The organism is Cytobacillus depressus, assembly GCF_008923245.1.
Lineage (GTDB): Bacteria > Bacillota > Bacilli > Bacillales > Cytobacillaceae > Cytobacillus > Cytobacillus depressus.
Genome location: NZ_WBOS01000002.1, coordinates 163,458 through 180,165 on the forward strand (window position 1 = coordinate 163,458; position 16,708 = coordinate 180,165).

17 protein-coding genes are annotated in these 16,708 nt (G+C 36.6%); 14 read left to right on the plus strand and 3 right to left on the minus strand.

Annotation, left to right across the window (positions count from 1 at the left end):
• Window positions 1–37: 37 nt before the first annotated feature.
• Complete coding sequence (locus F7731_RS06110) at window positions 38–229, minus strand: YjzD family protein (RefSeq protein WP_151533884.1); 192 nt, start codon at window positions 227–229, stop codon at window positions 38–40.
• A gap of 205 nt (window positions 230–434) precedes the next feature.
• On the opposite strand from F7731_RS06110, the gene F7731_RS06115 reads away from it, so the two are divergent.
• On the plus strand, window positions 435–1,175 hold the full coding sequence (locus F7731_RS06115; protein ID WP_151533885.1) for a lipase family protein: 741 nt from the start codon (window positions 435–437) through the stop codon (window positions 1,173–1,175).
• A 135-nt stretch (window positions 1,176–1,310) separates the two neighbouring features.
• Here the strand turns inward: F7731_RS06115 and F7731_RS06120 are convergent, their stop codons facing one another.
• On the minus strand, window positions 1,311–1,907 hold the full coding sequence (locus F7731_RS06120; RefSeq protein ID WP_170289642.1) for a polysaccharide deacetylase family protein: 597 nt from the start codon (window positions 1,905–1,907) through the stop codon (window positions 1,311–1,313).
• A gap of 188 nt (window positions 1,908–2,095) precedes the next feature.
• On the opposite strand from F7731_RS06120, the gene F7731_RS06125 reads away from it, so the two are divergent.
• The 7 genes from F7731_RS06125 (at window position 2,096) to F7731_RS06155 (ending at window position 8,493) form a co-directional block, all read left to right on the plus strand.
• Window positions 2,096–3,025 (plus strand): polysaccharide deacetylase family protein, encoded by a 930-nt coding sequence (locus tag F7731_RS06125; RefSeq protein ID WP_246197141.1) that lies wholly within the window; start codon window positions 2,096–2,098, stop codon window positions 3,023–3,025.
• A 37-nt stretch (window positions 3,026–3,062) separates the two neighbouring features.
• Window positions 3,063–3,863 (plus strand): polysaccharide deacetylase family protein, encoded by an 801-nt coding sequence (locus F7731_RS06130; protein WP_246197142.1) that lies wholly within the window; start codon window positions 3,063–3,065, stop codon window positions 3,861–3,863.
• A gap of 10 nt (window positions 3,864–3,873) precedes the next feature.
• Entirely contained in the window at window positions 3,874–5,061 is a 1,188-nt protein-coding gene (locus F7731_RS06135; RefSeq protein ID WP_151533888.1) for a DUF3880 domain-containing protein, read from the plus strand.
• A gap of 20 nt (window positions 5,062–5,081) precedes the next feature.
• Window positions 5,082–6,290, plus strand: coding sequence for a DUF3880 domain-containing protein (locus F7731_RS06140; RefSeq protein WP_151533889.1), 1,209 nt, complete (start codon window positions 5,082–5,084; stop codon window positions 6,288–6,290).
• A gap of 52 nt (window positions 6,291–6,342) precedes the next feature.
• Window positions 6,343–7,170 carry a hypothetical protein gene (locus F7731_RS06145; RefSeq protein WP_151533890.1) on the plus strand — a complete coding sequence of 276 codons (828 nt, stop codon included), beginning with the start codon at window positions 6,343–6,345 and terminating at the stop codon, window positions 7,168–7,170.
• Window positions 7,171–7,385: 215 nt separating this feature from the next.
• On the plus strand, window positions 7,386–8,279 hold the full coding sequence (locus F7731_RS06150; RefSeq protein ID WP_170289662.1) for a BMP family ABC transporter substrate-binding protein: 894 nt from the start codon (window positions 7,386–7,388) through the stop codon (window positions 8,277–8,279).
• 19 nt (window positions 8,280–8,298) lie between these two features.
• Window positions 8,299–8,493 (plus strand): ComZ family protein, encoded by a 195-nt coding sequence (locus F7731_RS06155; RefSeq protein ID WP_151533892.1) that lies wholly within the window; start codon window positions 8,299–8,301, stop codon window positions 8,491–8,493.
• Window positions 8,494–8,524: 31 nt separating this feature from the next.
• On the opposite strand, the gene F7731_RS06160 is transcribed toward F7731_RS06155, so the two are convergent.
• Window positions 8,525–8,944, minus strand: a complete 420-nt coding sequence (locus F7731_RS06160) for a hypothetical protein (protein ID WP_151533893.1) — start codon at window positions 8,942–8,944, stop codon at window positions 8,525–8,527.
• A 202-nt stretch (window positions 8,945–9,146) separates the two neighbouring features.
• Here F7731_RS06160 and F7731_RS06165 point away from each other — a divergent pair, with 202 nt between their 5' ends.
• From F7731_RS06165 to F7731_RS06190, 6 genes are all read left to right on the plus strand, one after another.
• A complete protein-coding gene (locus tag F7731_RS06165; protein WP_151533894.1) occupies window positions 9,147–10,079 on the plus strand; it encodes a beta-ketoacyl-ACP synthase III in 933 nt (310 codons plus the stop codon).
• 348 nt (window positions 10,080–10,427) lie between these two features.
• Window positions 10,428–11,666 carry a beta-ketoacyl-ACP synthase II gene (gene fabF, locus F7731_RS06170; protein WP_151533895.1) on the plus strand — a complete coding sequence of 413 codons (1,239 nt, stop codon included), beginning with the start codon at window positions 10,428–10,430 and terminating at the stop codon, window positions 11,664–11,666.
• Window positions 11,667–11,793: 127 nt separating this feature from the next.
• Window positions 11,794–12,588 carry a DUF2268 domain-containing putative Zn-dependent protease gene (locus F7731_RS06175; RefSeq protein ID WP_246197143.1) on the plus strand — a complete coding sequence of 265 codons (795 nt, stop codon included), beginning with the start codon at window positions 11,794–11,796 and terminating at the stop codon, window positions 12,586–12,588.
• A gap of 283 nt (window positions 12,589–12,871) precedes the next feature.
• On the plus strand, window positions 12,872–13,855 hold the full coding sequence (locus F7731_RS06180; protein ID WP_151533896.1) for an ABC transporter ATP-binding protein: 984 nt from the start codon (window positions 12,872–12,874) through the stop codon (window positions 13,853–13,855).
• Window positions 13,852–14,874, plus strand: coding sequence for an ABC transporter ATP-binding protein (locus tag F7731_RS06185; RefSeq protein WP_151533897.1), 1,023 nt, complete (start codon window positions 13,852–13,854; stop codon window positions 14,872–14,874). Before F7731_RS06180 ends, F7731_RS06185 begins: the two co-directional genes overlap by 4 nt.
• A 144-nt stretch (window positions 14,875–15,018) precedes the next feature.
• Window positions 15,019–16,689 carry a peptide-binding protein gene (locus tag F7731_RS06190; protein ID WP_151533898.1) on the plus strand — a complete coding sequence of 557 codons (1,671 nt, stop codon included), beginning with the start codon at window positions 15,019–15,021 and terminating at the stop codon, window positions 16,687–16,689.
• The last annotated feature ends 19 nt before the right edge of the window (window positions 16,690–16,708 follow it).

Here is a 16,708-nt window from a genome sequence, read left to right on the forward strand (position 1 = left end):
CGATAAATGAATTCCACTTATCGGTCAATCTTACATATTAATTCAATCGTTCTTTTTCTACTGGTCCTTCAGGTAAAATTGTTGTTACAATAAAAATGACAATCGTAGCGGCAACACCAAGAATGGATCCTGTTTTAAAATCAAAAGCAATACCAATCATAGAGCTTACAACATAGGTTAACATTTGAACAAGAAGAAAAGTCCAGAATAACGTCCAAAAGAATCTCATCTATTTCACCTCTATATATTAAAATCCCTTCTCATATTACCATAAGCACAATAATTAATAAACGAATCTAGACGAAATATTGTTAATAGGCTTTTTTCCTCTTATATATCATAACAATAGTTCGAGAAAAAAATAGGCTAATCCCCTTTCATTTCATGTGAAGCTTCATACATTAATATGAATATAAAGCAAAGGAGTTTTCTAGATGGAAAGCCGGAACTTTCAATTGGATACCGAATGGAATATGATCCATTATCCGCATAAGCCAAGTGGTTTCGGTATTTTAATTATTGGTGACGACAGACATTTTGTGAACGAACAAAAGAGCTTTTGGACGCAAAATGAAGGAAAAGCCATATTATTAACAAAGCTAAAAGATGAAGGCTATACGATTTTTTATTCAAATCTGTACGGAAAAAATTGGGGCAGTGCCCGAGCTGTTAGAATGGCAAGAAGTTTATATGAACATATCATCCGTACTGAAATAATAAATGGGAAAATCCATATTATTGCTGAGGGAATGGGCGCTTTAGCCGCATTAAATCTGATCGAGGAAATGGGAACGGAGCTGATTCGCACATGTATTTTTATTAATCCTATCTTTTCTCTTAAAGACCATTTAGAAATGGAAAAGGAACATAAATTTTTCTATAATAATTTATTAAAAGAGCTTGCAGAGGCTTATAATATCGATATTATGCAGGTTGAACATGAGGTAAGGAAAAGGAAGGAATACTTTAAAGATTCACTGAAGATCCCAATGAAAATTATATATATTATGACAGATAGGAGATCGTATAACCGGGCAAAACAATTAAAAAATCGAACTGTAAAATGGTTGGAAGAAGAGACCCAAACATCAATTTGTTATTTATTACCTGAAAAAAGGCAAGGAATGGAATTGCAAATTGTTGATTTTATGAAAAAAAATGAAAAGATATTATAAAACAACACCTATAAAATGTATTACTTTATTGTTCAGACCATTTAACTGTCTCGAATTAGTTATATTATTTGCCATTTCCTTCATACCAATATTATTCAGGTATTTTCCTACTGGAGAATACCTTTCTTACATAATTTAGCTGGAAAGTAATTCGCTAATTGTACACACTTTTAATCGGCTTTCAGCAGCGTGATTCAAAATAAACGGAAGTGCTGCAAGTGAAGATTTTGTTGGATGCATAAGAATAATTGAACCATTTTTTAACCTAGGGACAATTCTGTTAATAACCTCATGATGGTCTTCAATTTTCCAATCTAATGTATCTAACGTCCAAAGAATGGTTTTCATGTTTTCCTTCATGGCCGTTTCTAATACTCTTTGATCAAAATATCCAAAGGGAGGAGTGAAGAAGGCTGGTTTTATTTTTAGATGTTTTTCAATTACATCATTAGTATTTGTAATTTCATTTTTAATATCTTCAATTGAGAGCGTTATCATGTTTGGGTGTGAGTAGGCATGATTTCCAATCTCATGTCCAGCAAGCTTAATCATTAAAGCATATTGAGAATAGTTTTCGACCCATCTGCCCTCAAGAAAAAAAGTAAGGTGGATTTGATATTCTTTTAAAATCATTAACAAATCCTCTAAATATTCATTTCCCCACGCAACATTGACCATAAATGCGATTTTTGCCGAATTCGAATTACCTTGATGGATAGGTATGTTTTCCATATAATCTTGTCCTCTCTTCATTTATTTTAAATAAAATATGCTTCGTGATCTGAATTTGCTTGTACTAGTCGCCCGACTTTACATTCCACTTGATTTTTTAGTCACATAATCTATACAAATTAAAGTGTAAAACATATTGTAGATTAGAATGTGAAATAAAGCCTGTATTATTGAATGGGGACGATTCTATGAAGGAATTAGAGAGAATCGAGATTTACGTTGATGGTCTCCCTATAGTAGCCAAGTGCTACAATAGGAAAGCCACCTTGATGGTTCCAGCCTTATTATTTAAACGTTTCGGTGCTTATGTTGATTTGAATGAAGAAAATGAGTCGATTATTTTTCAAATAGGAGAGAAATCTTTTTCTCTATCTATCAATAAAGACAGCAAAGAAGCTAGTTATATGAACGGAAATATTTATGTACCTTTCCTAAGAGTAGCCAAAAAATTAGGCATGATTGTCGAAAGGTCTGAACATTTAATCAATATTAATACTCCCCCTACAAGTTGCCTTCCCGTCCTTTATAAAGGAGAAACCGAAAACAAAATAGTTGCTTTAACATTTGATGATGGTCCAGATGGCTACTACACGCCAAAAATATTAGATATTCTAAAAGAGAAAAATATTTCGGCTACTTTTTTTATTATCGGTGATCAAGTTAAAATGTTTCCTAATGTAGTAAAGAGGATCCAACAGGAAGGACATGCTGTAGGGAACCATACTTGGAGTCATCCCAACTTGTTCGAACTGACAACAACACAATTGAAGAATGAGCTCCAACAAACAGATGAAGTGATTTTTTCACATACAGGAATTAGGACAAGGCTATTTCGTCCTCCATACGGCTATTATGCAAAAAGTGATCTTCAAATAATTGACAAGCTAGGATACAAAGTGATTATGTGGTCGATTGATACTGTTGATTGGTCAGGAAAATCTTCGGAAGAGATCGTTTTAAAAGTAAACATGGAAGAATCACCAGGTGCGATTATTCTACAGCATTGCTTTGGAGCGGCTTCCGGCGTTTTAGATGGAACAGTTAAGGCACTTCCCGTCATTATTGAAAATTTATTAGAAAAAGGATATGAATTTGTCACAATGGATCAATTCGTATAAGAAGAAATAAGGAGTGACACAGTGCGTGTGTAATTTTTTGAATAGAAAGAGAAAATACGACTATTACACCATCTGTCATGGTGATACTTTTAGCCAAATTTCAAAAAAGTTTACAATTCCCATTAAGCAGCTTAAAGAAGACAATCAATTAAAATCAAATTATCTATATGCCGGTCAGCTTTTAAAAATAAAAAGAACAGTTTCGACAATGGCACTATCCATGCCCTCGGTATTAATTTCGAAAGGTTTTACAAATAAAAAAGACATTTCCCTAACTTTTGATGCAGGTGCGAATGCTGAACATACGGAAAAAATTTTAAACGTTCTAAAAAAGCACAATATCCGAACGACGATGTTTTTAACAGGAAAGTGGGTCGAAAAATTTCCGGAGCTTTCGCGGCGTATTATCGAGGATGGACACGAAATTGCAAACCATTCATACAGCCACCCAGACTTTACGAAAATTCCTCCAGAACAAATGGTAGAAGAATTACAAAAAACGGAAGAGTGTTTCGAAAAGGTTCTTGGGACAAAAGGAATACCGATATTTCGTCCGCCATTTGGGGCTTGGGATTGCTCTGTCTTAGAAACAGTAGGAAAAGTTAATTTTCCATATACCGTCTATTGGAGTATTGATACGATTGATTGGAAGGAAACGGATGTCGGTCAAATGGTCGAGCGAATCATGACAAAAGCAACAAGAAATGATATCGTCCTTGCTCATTTAAATGGAAATTTAACGGCAGAAGCTATCGACACTGTCATTCCAAAGCTTTTAAACAAAGGGTTTCAAATTGTTAAAGTAAGTAAGATGTTAAGAAATTTCATATGTAAGTAGGTGTTTTATTTTGCGAATTTTATTTTTAGAAAGTGATCCTATGTGGATATATGGGTTGCCTAACGGATTTGTAGACGCTGGGCATGAAGTGATGGTGTCCGGTCCACTTATGGATGGGACTTTAGAGGAGATGATTACAAGCTTTAAACCTGACTTAATTTTTACTATGGGACACACTAGAGAACATTCCGATGGTAGGAGATTAATAATCAAAAAGCATGTAGCTCATCTAGGTATTCCTCATATTTATTGGGCAACGGAAGACCCCGGATATACTCACATTTTCTCGCTCCCTCTTATTGAAACGATTCAACCCGATTTTATCTTTACCATTTGTCCTCCTCGTGTCAATTTTTATCAAGAAAAAGGTTATAAAGCTGCACATTTAGACTTTGGTTATCACTCAAAAGTGCATTATCCAACTGAACTAATTGTTAAATATGATGTTAGCCTAGCAATAGTGGCCAATGGCTACCCAATGCTTCATAAAAAAAACCCTCAATATTACAGATTTGAAGCATTAAAAAATCTTTTGAGCCCTTTTATTATGGAAAATCTTCGAATTGATTTTTGGGGACGTTATTGGAACTTAATGGGCCCTATTATTGGCAAGGAAATACCAAAACATTGGGACCATGGATTTTTACCATATACAGAGGCAAATAAAGTATACAGTTCTGCTGATATTCTTCTTGGGGTACAAAATCTGGACTCACAAGTGACACAAAGAACTTATGAAATTTTAGGTTCAGGAGGGTTTCTGCTAACAAATAATACGGCAAAAATTCGCAGTCTATTCACACCTGGTCAGGACCTTATTGTAACATCCTCCCCAGAAGAAACTATAAAATTTGTTAAACATTATGTAAACCATCCAGAGGAGCGGCTTGAAATTAAAAAGGCTGGCATCGAAGCCGTAAAGAAATATTCTTATGTAGAGCGTGCCAAATATATTTTAGAAACACTTACGAATGAGGGGCTCATATCTAAAGAGAAGGCTGCCGCTGGGAAAGGAAACTGGAGTTATTATCTGGACATATTAAATGAAAAATATGAAATTCATATGATTAATCCAAAAGAAAACCTTTGGACAATTTCGCAAAAATATGGGGTTAATATAGAGTATATTAAGAAACTAAATAAGCTGACAACAGATATGATTGACGTCAAAGATTACTTAATCATAAGAGAGAAGTAGAATGGAAAGGAGGAAGACTTATGCGAGTTCTTTTCATTGAAAGCGGTAATCTTTGGCCTCATACACTGCCAAAGGGCTTTCATTTAAATGGGCATGATATTATGATATCCGGCTCTATTTCTGAGGAAAATCTGCCAAAAATACTGGAAGAATTTCAGCCGGATCTTGCAATTACCATTGGTTGGGGACAGGAACATACATCAGAAAAACAAATTTTAATAAAGAAACAGATAAAAACTAGGAATATTCCATTAATCTATTGGGCCGTAGAGGATCCTGCCTACACTAATAATTGGTCTTTGCCATTAATCAAAAAAATGCAGCCAGATTTCGTGTTTAGCATTTGTAAGGATACTGTAAAGGAATATAAACAGCGAGGTATTCCATCAGCTATTTTAGATTTTGGCTTTGAAGAGAGTGTGCATTTCCCTACCCATAAATATGCGAAGTACAGTACCCAACTTGCCGTGGTTGCCAATGCTTATCCTGATATATTAAAGAAATATCCAGACCATTTTCGTCATGAAGCTATAAATCTTTTAATAAAACCACTATTAGAAAATCAATTCAGAATCGATTTTTGGGGAAACCATTGGGATCAAATGGGCTCATATTTAGGTTTTGACATCCCAAACGATTGGATCCATGGGCATCTTTCTTACACAGAGACGAATAAATTATATAGTTCTGCTGACATCATAATTGGCCTGCAAAATTATCCAGATTTAGTTACGCAACGCACATATGAGATTCTTGGTGCTGGCGGATTTCTATTAACATCCAATACACCAGGTGTCACCAATAGATTCAAACCTGGAACTGATCTTGTTGTATCATTATCACCTGAAGATACGATTGAAAAAGTAAAGTATTATCTCGAACATGCCGATGAACGAAGCCTGATCAAAAAACAGGGGCAGAAAACTGTACAAACTAATTCTTATAAAGTACGTGTCAAGAATATGATTGATATTATAGTCGAGGAAAAAGTAATTAATCCAGAAGCGGTAGCTTCCAGTGAAAATCCTTCATTTATCTATTTTCAAGACACGGTTGATCAGCAATATTTTATGTATAAAGTGAAAGCTGGCGATACACTATGGAAAATCTCCCATTCTTTTGAAGTTTCAATTGATAAACTTAAAGAGTTAAACTCACTCCCCAATAATTCAATTTATGAAAATCAAATTTTAAAGATAAAAAAGAAAGTACAAGATAAAATGAAATAAATATCTTTGTATGAGCATAGGATACAACGAGAATGGTTAGGGAGGCTGTAAAATGGACAGGGCGGTCATTATCGGTGCATTCGAATTTTTAGGTTTTCATTTTTCTAAGTCTCTGCTCGAGCAAGGGTTTGAAGTTGTAGGGATTCGATCTAATTATGACGGGGAAGATGCCTATCTCATAGAAAAGCGAATGGAAATCGGCAGGAACGGAAATTATTTTGAAGATCAATTATCTAATTGGCTTTCTCAAGGAGAAGTTAATGTCCCAACATTATTTTTCATCGATTATTACGGATTATCTGTCAATCAGCAAAGGGATTTGTATAACGAAGACAATATTATCGAAAGATTTCTTACCCAAAATGAAAAAAACATTACCGATACAAATAGCCAAATTATTGCTCTTTTACCTATCCAATGGTTGTATAAAAAGAATAAGTATTTTAATCGGATTATAGAAAATAAATTAATTAGTCACTCCTTCTTTCTCCCAGCGATTTACGGTCCTTGGCAGCCAAACTCCTTTATATTCCAACAATATTTATTACATTCTTTCAATCCCGAACGTGAAATTTCTTATGATGAAAGTGAGTGGGTTCACGACATTTTATATGTATCTGATATCGTGGAACCGATCTTGCATTTGGTTGAAACAAAATCTACTGAAAAATGTATTTTACAAAGCGACATTCAAGGGCATTGGCAAAAATGCGCTGAATTCCTAGCTATTTCAACTGATGTGATGGATAGCTATTCAAATAAAGAGCAATTTGAACACGGTGATATTCGTATAGAAACTGTGAAAAGCCAGACTTCTTTTTCAGAGGGCATTGAAAATCAAAAAAGGCAGCTTATGTTTTTAAATGAAGGAAGAAGTTAGCAGAATATGCAACAAGGTCTTTTCAAAACTTAGCTTGTAAGGGTAGAATAAAAATATTAGGGTATCATTCATAGATTATGTAAAAGGAAGTCAACAGGAAATTCCAAATATTAGTGGCTTTACAGAGAGGCGGAACAAAGGGAGTGCATAGCAGATTTGTACGATTTGGGATTCTTCTTTTAAGCCTTCTTTTATTGACCTCTTGTGGACAAGCGATGTCCTCGGGAAAATTAAAGAAAGCCGGTCTTTTAGTTCCCGATACAATAAATGACCAAGTTTGGGGAACAAAGGGCTATAAAGGAATGCTAAAGATTCAATCCCTTCATAATATTGAAGTATTCTATAAAGAGGGCATGAACACGGAATTAGTTGTTGAACGAGCGGTTAAAGAGTTTGACCAAAAAGGAGTAAATATTATTTTTGGTCATGGCAATGAGTATGCTGAATATTTTAATCACATTTCACCTAACTACCCTCATATTCATTTCGTAAGCTTTAATGGAGATGCTGAGAACTCAAATACAACGAGTTTAAACTTTGAAGGCTATGCCATGGGTTTTTTTGGCGGAATGATTGCTGGCCATATGACAAAGCCTAATAAAATTGGCATCATCGCGGCTTACGAATGGCAGCCTGAAATAGAAGGTTTTTACGAAGGTGCTAATTATGAAAATCAAGACGTAGATGTCATGATTGAATATGTCGGAAATTGGGATGATGGCAAAAAAGCGATAGAATTATTGGATAAATTAATGAAAAAAGGAATTGATGTTGTTTATCCGGCGGGGGATGGCTTTAACGTGCCAGTAATTGAAAGAGTAAAAGAAGCAGGTCATTACGCCATTGGGTATGTTTCCGATCAATCGGATTTAGGAGAATCAGCTGTTTTAACAAGCACGATTCAGCGTGTAGACTATTTATATGAAGTGGTGGCAGATCGGTTTGATAAAGGGGAGCTAAGCTCTGGAAATCTGTCATTTGATTTTCAAGATGATGTTATTTCCCTTGGAAAATTCAGTTCTGATGTAGATCCAGAATTTATTGTGGAAATCAATCATGATATTGAAAAGTATAAAAAAACAGGTAAACTGCCAAACGAGAAAGAATAAAAGAGGAGTTTAGATAGAAATGTATTCAACAAACAAAACAATGGAATTCATGCAAATTGCTATGAAATATATTCCAGAAGCAAAGCAGCAATTAGACGAAGCAGGAGTAGAGCTGTCATTAGAAATGATGCAGCCATTTATGAGCCTTTTTACAAAAGTAATGAATGAAGCATATGAAATGGGCAAAGCTGATGCATTAGCAGAAAAGGAATAAAGGAAACCGGTCTACTTCACTGGACCGGTTCTTATTTTTTGTTCAAAAATTGTGTAAAAAAGGGCGTAACTTTACTATATAGAGGCTTTAATTGTTTGGCAGAACTAACAAGTGTATCGATATTGTCCATAAGCTCCATAAAATCTATGTTATTGATAATATGATTAAGATGATCAGCAAGGGGAATATCACTCGTCCTTCCTCTAGAAGAGTGGTGAGGGCGTTCTCCAAACATCAAGTCATCAAAACGATTACGATGATATCGTTCATTTAAATTTTCATAATCAACTTCTTCGGTCTTGTCTTCAACTATTTTCGTCCCGTCACTAATTTCAATATTTCCGTCATCTTTCAAGTTAATAGTCGATGGCTGTTCGGATCGACCGAACATAAATTGTGTAAGCCGATCTGACTGAATATACTTTTTTTCACTTTCAAACTCTCTATCCATCGATCCCATCCCTTTTCATAATAAGTTCTTTCATATAATTTATGTCAATCATTTACCTATGTTTGGACAATTGCGGATAAAAACTTATTTATTGTAAAGGATAAATTCTTGCTAAATGGACTCTTTTTTTGTTAGAATTAGTACCAAGTCATAATAATTGATAATAATTAGGCGTTAGTATAGAAAATAAGGAGTGAAATCCATGAATGCAGGAATAATTGGAATTGGCAGATGCTTGCCAGAGAAAATTCTTACAAATGCAGACCTTGAAAAAATGGTTGATACATCTGATGAATGGATTCGTACACGAACTGGTATTGAAGAAAGAAGAATTGCGGATGATGACACTAATACATCTGACTTAGCGTATGAAGCAGCTAAGAAGGCATTGGCAGATGCTAAAATCTCCGCAGAAGATTTAGATATGATTATTGTCGCAACCGTGACACCTGATAATCCATTTCCATCTGTTGCGTGCATGCTTCAAGAAAGACTAGGAGCTGTTAAAGCTGCAGCGATGGACTTAAGTGCTGCATGTGCTGGATTTATGTATGGTATTATTACAGCAAAGCAGTTTGTAGAGGCTGGCGCATATAAACATGTCTTAATCGTAGGTGTTGAAAAACTTTCAAAAGTTACGGATTGGGAAGACCGAAATACGGCTGTTTTGTTTGGAGATGGTGCAGGAGCAGCTGTCATCGGCCCAGTTTCAGAAGGCAGAGGGATTTTATCCTTTGAGCTTGGGGCAGATGGAACAGGTGGTAAGCATTTATACCAGGATGAATATATCATTATGAATGGCCGCGAAGTATTTAAGTTTGCTGTCCGCCAAATGGGGGAAAGCTGTATAAATGTTTTGGACAAAGCAGGCCTTTCTAAAGAGGATGTTGATTTTCTCATTCCTCACCAGGCGAATATCCGCATTATGGAGGCTTCAAGACAGCGCCTTGACTTGCCTGAAGAAAAAATGTCTAAAACAGTCCATAAATATGGGAATACTTCTGCAGCGTCCATTCCTATTTCTCTTGTCGAGGAATTAGAGGCGGGAAAAATTAAAGACGATGATTTAATTGTCATGGTAGGCTTCGGTGGCGGATTAACATGGGGTGCGATTGCCATGCGCTGGGGAAGATAAAAATTCTCTAATTTTTATTGAAAAACGATCTTGTTAATAAGAGTTCAAAAAGGAGGACAAAAAGAGCCGAGAAGTTCAAGGAAGTGCAGCCTTCGAGCACCGGAACGTATGGTTTTAATACGTGAGGACCGGAGAAGCAAGCTGACTTCAAAAGGTGGAAGTGCCTTGGTCAGCCCCGACAAGCATAAGTCGACTTACGTAGTGGCTTGATCTTTAGCCACGCAGTAAGATGGCTTATGACCTCGAGGGGCTAGGCACTGGAACTAGATTAGCAGAAATTCGCCGGCTATTTTTCCCGGACTTTTTGAACAACCTCTATAACTATTAGAGTAAAGGAGATATAATTGAATGAATAAGAGAAGAGTTGTTGTTACTGGAATTGGAGCTGTAACTCCACTAGGAAACGACGTTGAAACAACTTGGAAAAATATTCTTGATGGTGTATCAGGTGTTGGACCTTTAACGAGAGTGAATGCAGACGAATACCCTGTAAAGGTTGCTGCAGAAGTCAAAGAATTTAATGTCGAGAGCTTTATGGAGAAAAAGGATGCCAGGAAAATGGACCGCTTCACTCATTATGCGGTTGCGGCATCATTAATGGCTGTGAAGGATTCTAACTTAACGATTAATGAAGAAAATGCTCATCGCGTTGGTGTATGGATTGGCTCTGGCATCGGTGGCATGGAGACATTCGAAAATCAGTTTGAAACATTTTTAAATCGTGGATACAGAAGAGTTAGCCCATTCTTCGTCCCAATGATGATTCCTGATATGGCAACAGGACAGGTGTCAATCACTTTAGGGGCTAAAGGCTTTAACTCATGTACTGTTACAGCATGTGCAACCGGCACAAACTCGATCGGTGATGCTTTTAAAGTCATTCAGCGCGGAGATGCGGATGCAATGGTAACTGGTGGAGCAGAAGCGCCGATTACGAGAATGTCCGTAGCAGGATTTTGCGCGAATACAGCTTTATCGACAAATCCCGATCCAAAAACAGCAAGCCGTCCATTTGATAAAAATCGTGATGGATTTGTCATCGGTGAAGGAGCGGGTATCGTCGTTCTTGAAGAACTAGAGCATGCCCTTGCCCGTGGTGCGAAGATTTACGCTGAAATTGTCGGCTATGGTGCAACAGGTGATGCATACCATATTACTGCTCCAGCTCCTGAAGGTGAAGGTGGGGCTCGCGCTATGAAAATGGCGATTGATGATGCAGGCTTCAAGCCAGAGGAAATCGACTATATTAACGCCCATGGTACAAGTACAGATTATAATGACAAATTTGAAACATTTGCGATTAAAACTGTATTTGGCGAGCATGCATATCAATTAGCGGTTAGCTCAACAAAATCAATGACTGGACATCTTCTTGGAGCAGCAGGCGGAATTGAAGCGATTTTCACAGTCTTAGCATTAAAGGAAGGCGTATTACCGCCAACAATTAACTATGAAACACCAGATCCAGAATGTGATCTTGATTACGTAACAAATGGATCAAGGAAGAAAGAAATCAAAGTTGCCATCAGCAATTCTTTAGGCTTCGGCGGACATAATGCAACGATTGCGTTTAAGAAATATGAATAATTATTTAATTAGAAGGTCAAATCTTAGGATTTGACCTTTTTTGTATTGATCGTGCTATAAGAACGTTACATAAATTAATACATAAACTAGAAGAAAATAGTGCGTATTAAGGCATGAAGCCTAAAAGGTGGCGAAGAAAAATGGGGTAGTCAGAACAGATAAATGGCTTGAGAAGGATTTCGATAATCAAGAGAAAATTGGTGCAATGCTTTCGAAAGCTTTTTCACAGGCCAAACCTGCAAACATAAATAAATACTTGGCGCAATTCGGCATGTACAAACCGAATAGGAAAAGCTTTGAAAATTTCAAACAGATTAAAACCAAAAATTATTGGGAAAAGACAGAACGAATCTTTCAAAAGTACAAAAAAGCCTGGAAGGGTCCTGATATTCCTATTTATATTTTTCCTATTGCAGCGGTGAATTCTATTTTCCAAAGAAGGAACTTTAAGAAATCGGGGGTAGCCTTTAAAGATAAATTATTTCTTTTTATTTCACCATTTGAAGATGAAAAGGAGCTCGAAGCTCTTTTCGTTCATGAATATCATCATACATGTCGAATTCATCGGCAAAATAAACAACTTTCGGAAGCAACTTTATTAGATTCAATGATATTGGAAGGGTTAGCTGAGCATACGGTTGCTGATTGCTGCGGAAAAAAGTATTTAGCCGATTGGTGTGAATATTATTCTAAGAAAGAAATTCTCTTCTTTTGGGAAAAGTTCTTAAAACAGAAAGGAAGTACTAAAAAGTTGGATAAGTTGCATGATGAAATCTTATATGGCAATGGAAGGTTTCCAAAAATGGTTGGATATGCTGCTGGTTTTGTAATCGTTTCCATATACAGAGATGAAAAAGATTATTCGCTGAAGGATTCATTTGATCTGCCGTCAGAACGGTTTATCTCAAGTGATTTTGCTTAAAAAAGATTGCAGAATGCTTTTTGTTTTGCTGGATTAAATTTTAATCCAGCTTATTTAATTTACTGGTGAAGTACAGTTAAAAAGTAGAAAAAATTGCTTTTTAATTTAAGGTGATTACGACAAAAAGTAGAATATTTTAAAAAAATATTGAATTCGTAATCTTTCTGTAATAATATACAATTAAATGGCCAGAAAATTTCGTTATTTCTAATATTTTTAAAAATTTTAAAAAGGTATTTTTATATATTAATAACTTTTGAATGACGATATGACGGAGGGTAATATGACAGCATTATTGGAATTAAAAAACTTAAAAACTCATTTTAAGAGAAAGAAAATAAATATTCCTGCCGTTGATGGTGTTGATTTAAAAATACATAAAGGTGAGACGGTAGCACTTGTTGGGGAATCAGGATCGGGTAAGAGTATTACATCTCTTTCGATTATGCGCCTAATTCCAAGCCCGCCAGGAGAAATAGTGGACGGCGAAATATTATTTGATGGAAAAGACTTAGTAAAGCTATCAGAAAATGAAATGTGTAAAATTCGCGGGAATGACATATCAATGATTTTTCAAGAGCCAATGACATCGCTAAATCCTGTATTAACAATTGGTGAACAGATAATTGAGGTTTTGATGTATCATCAAAAAATGTCAAAGAGCGTTGCAAGAAATCGGGCAATCGAAATGCTTGAATTAGTTGGCTTCTCAAGAGCACAAGCTCTTATTGATGAGTATCCTCACCGGTTATCGGGTGGGATGAGACAGCGTGTCATGATTGCTATTGCAATGAGCTGTAATCCAAAGCTTTTGATCGCTGATGAGCCGACAACTGCGTTAGACGTTACAATTCAAGCCCAGATCCTAGATTTAATGAAGGATTTAAGCCAGAAATCTGAAACATCCATCTTAATTATTACTCATGATCTCGGAGTCGTTTCTGAAGTTGCAGATCGGGTTGTTGTAATGTATTGTGGTCAAGTGGTTGAAGAAGCTAGAGTGGATGATCTATTTGATGAGCCAATGCACCCTTATACAATTGGGTTAATGGGTTCTATTCCTTCACTCGATGGGGACCTCGATCGACTTTATTCAATTGAAGGAACAGTTCCTCCTCCAGAGCACTTCCCAGAAGGCTGCCGATTTGCACCACGTTGTCCACATGCGTTTGATCGCTGCCATAAGGAAGCACCGTCGTTAACACAAATTAAGGGTTCGCGATCAGTACGCTGTTTTTTACACAGTGAGAAGGGGGCAACTCTATGAGTTCAATATTAACCAAAGTAAAGGACAGCCGATCGTATAAGAATGAATCGGATTACATATTAGATGTTAAAGATTTAAAAAAGCATTTCCCCATTAAAGCAGGTTTTTTACAAAAGACTGTCGGTTCTGTTAAAGCGGTCGATGGACTCACCTTTAATGTAAAAAAGGGAGAAACGATTGGAATTGTTGGAGAATCGGGCTGTGGAAAATCAACAGCAGGACGTACACTCATACGTCTGTATGAACCGACAGGTGGAGATATCATTTTTAAAGGTCGGAATATTTCGAAGATGAGCGAAGGAGAACTCCGCCGAACAATCAGGAAAGATATTCAAATGGTCTTTCAAGATCCATATGCGTCGTTAAATCCAAGAAAAACTTTAAAATCCATTCTAAGTGAGCCGATGATCACTCATAATCTATACGGTTTAAAAGAAAGGTCGGAAAAAATTCAAGATCTTTTAGATAAAGTTGGATTTAATCCGCTATTTATTAATCGGTATCCACATGAATTTTCTGGTGGACAAAGACAAAGGATTGGTATAGCCCGTGCACTAGCTTTGAATCCTGACTTAATTATTGCTGATGAGCCTGTATCTGCACTAGACGTATCCATACAAGCCCAAATAATTAATTTAATGGAAGATTTACAAGCAGAGTTAGGATTAACCTATGTGTTTATTTCCCATGACCTAAGCGTTGTTCGCCATATTAGTGATCGAGTAGGTGTCATGTATTTAGGAAAAATCATGGAATTCGCCGGTAAGAAGGATTTGTATGAGGATCCTCTTCATCCATATACTCAGGCACTAATGTCCGCCGTTCCTGTACCGAAGAGAAAAGGTGTACAGGCAAGGGAAAGAATCATTCTAAAAGGAGATTTGCCAAGTCCGGCCAATCCACCAAGAGGCTGTGTCTTCCATACTAGATGCCCGGCAGCTACGGACATTTGCAGCCAAGTGGTTCCAGAATATAAAGAAATTAAGCACGACCATTTTGTAGCATGCCATTTATATTAATTTCTTGTTATTAAATGCTTCGGAAAGATCCTTTTCATAAAAACAGGCATTTAGTAATAAATTTTTGAAGGGAGGCGGTACATTAACAAACGTTCTCTGTATAAAAGGATTTGAATAATAAAATAAACGTAAGGGGGAAGTTGAATGAAAAAGCCAGCTTGGTTACTAGTAAGCTTCATGCTAGTATTATCAATGTTTTTAGCGGCTTGCTCTGGTGGAAAGCCATCAAGTCAACCGCAAGAGGAAACGCCGAAAGGGGAAACGCCTGCAAAAGAAGAACCAAAAAATGAAGGCCCTGTACAAGGTGGAGATTTAGTTGTTGGTTCAACTGGAGCACCAACATTGTTCAACCCGTTATATTCAAATGATGCTTCAAGTTCTGATATTGAAGATATGATTTTTAGTAGCTTAATGGGTTCAAATATTGAACTTAATACTGTAAAAGAAGGAAATTTAGCAGAGACATATGAAGCTTCCGAAGACGGTAAAGAATTTACAATTAAAATTGTCGAGAATGCAAAATTCCATGATGGAGAGCTATTAGATGCGGATGATGTTGTATTTACATACAGCATTCCACTAAGCCCGGACTACGATGGCGTTCGTAAATCATATTTTGAAAACATTGAAAAAATCGAAAAAATTGACCAATACACTGTTAAGTTTACTTTAAAGCAAGTGGATGCCCAATTCCCAGTAGTAAGCCTTGGCTTTGGAATTCTTCCCGAGCATATTCTGAAAGATGTTCCAATTGCTGAATTAGGTGAGCACGAGTTTAACACGAAAAACCCAATTGGTTCTGGTCCATTTAAATTTGCAGAGTGGAAAGATGGCGAATATGTAAAAGTTGTTGCTAATGATGATTACTTTGATGGCCGTCCATACTTAGATTCTGTCACTTATAAGCTCGTTCCCGATGCCAACGCCATTCTTGCACAGCTTCAAGCTGGTGATATCGACTATTATGCTGGGATTGCACAACCGGATGTTCCAACAGTTGAATCATTTGCTGATGCTTCAGGTCTTCGTTTAGAGTCAGGTTTAGCACTTTCTTACACTTATCTTGCTTTCAACCAACGCGACGATAAGTTCAAGGACAAGAAAGTCCGCCAAGCAATTACACATGCAATTGATCGTGAAGCAATCGTTGAAAACGTAATGGCAGGACTTGGAGAGGTAGCACATGTGCCAGAAAGTCCATTAAGCTGGGCTTATAACCCAGATGTTCCGAAGTTTGGATATGATGTTGAAAAAGCAAAACAAATGTTAGAAGAAGCTGGCTGGAAGCCCGGCGCAGATGGCATCCTAGAAAAGGATGGAAAGAAATTCTCAGTTGAAGTAAAAACGAACCAAGGAAACAAAGTTCGTGAAGATATCGTCGTAATTCTTCAACAACAGCTTAAAGAAGTTGGAATTGAAATAAAACCACAAATCGTTGAATTTAGTTCTTTAATTGCTGATATCGATCCAGGGGTATGGAATTTTGAAGCAATCGTATTAGGCTGGAGCTTAGGTATTGATCCAGATCCAAGCGGCATTTTCCATACGAAAGAAATTGAACAAGGTCTAAACTTTACTGGCTACTCCAATCCTGAACTTGATGTTCTAATGGATGAGCAGCTGCAAGAACTTGACAAAGATAAACGTAAAGAAATGATTGGAAAGATTCAAGCGGGTCTTGCTGAAGATCAAGCCTATACATTCTTATACTATCCGAAAGAATTCCGTGCTCTTCCTGCTAATCTAGAAGGCTATGAATTCCATCCGAAAAACCAAATGTACAACATCCACAAATGGTGGTTAAAACAAGAATAGAAAAATGTAAAAAGTAAGG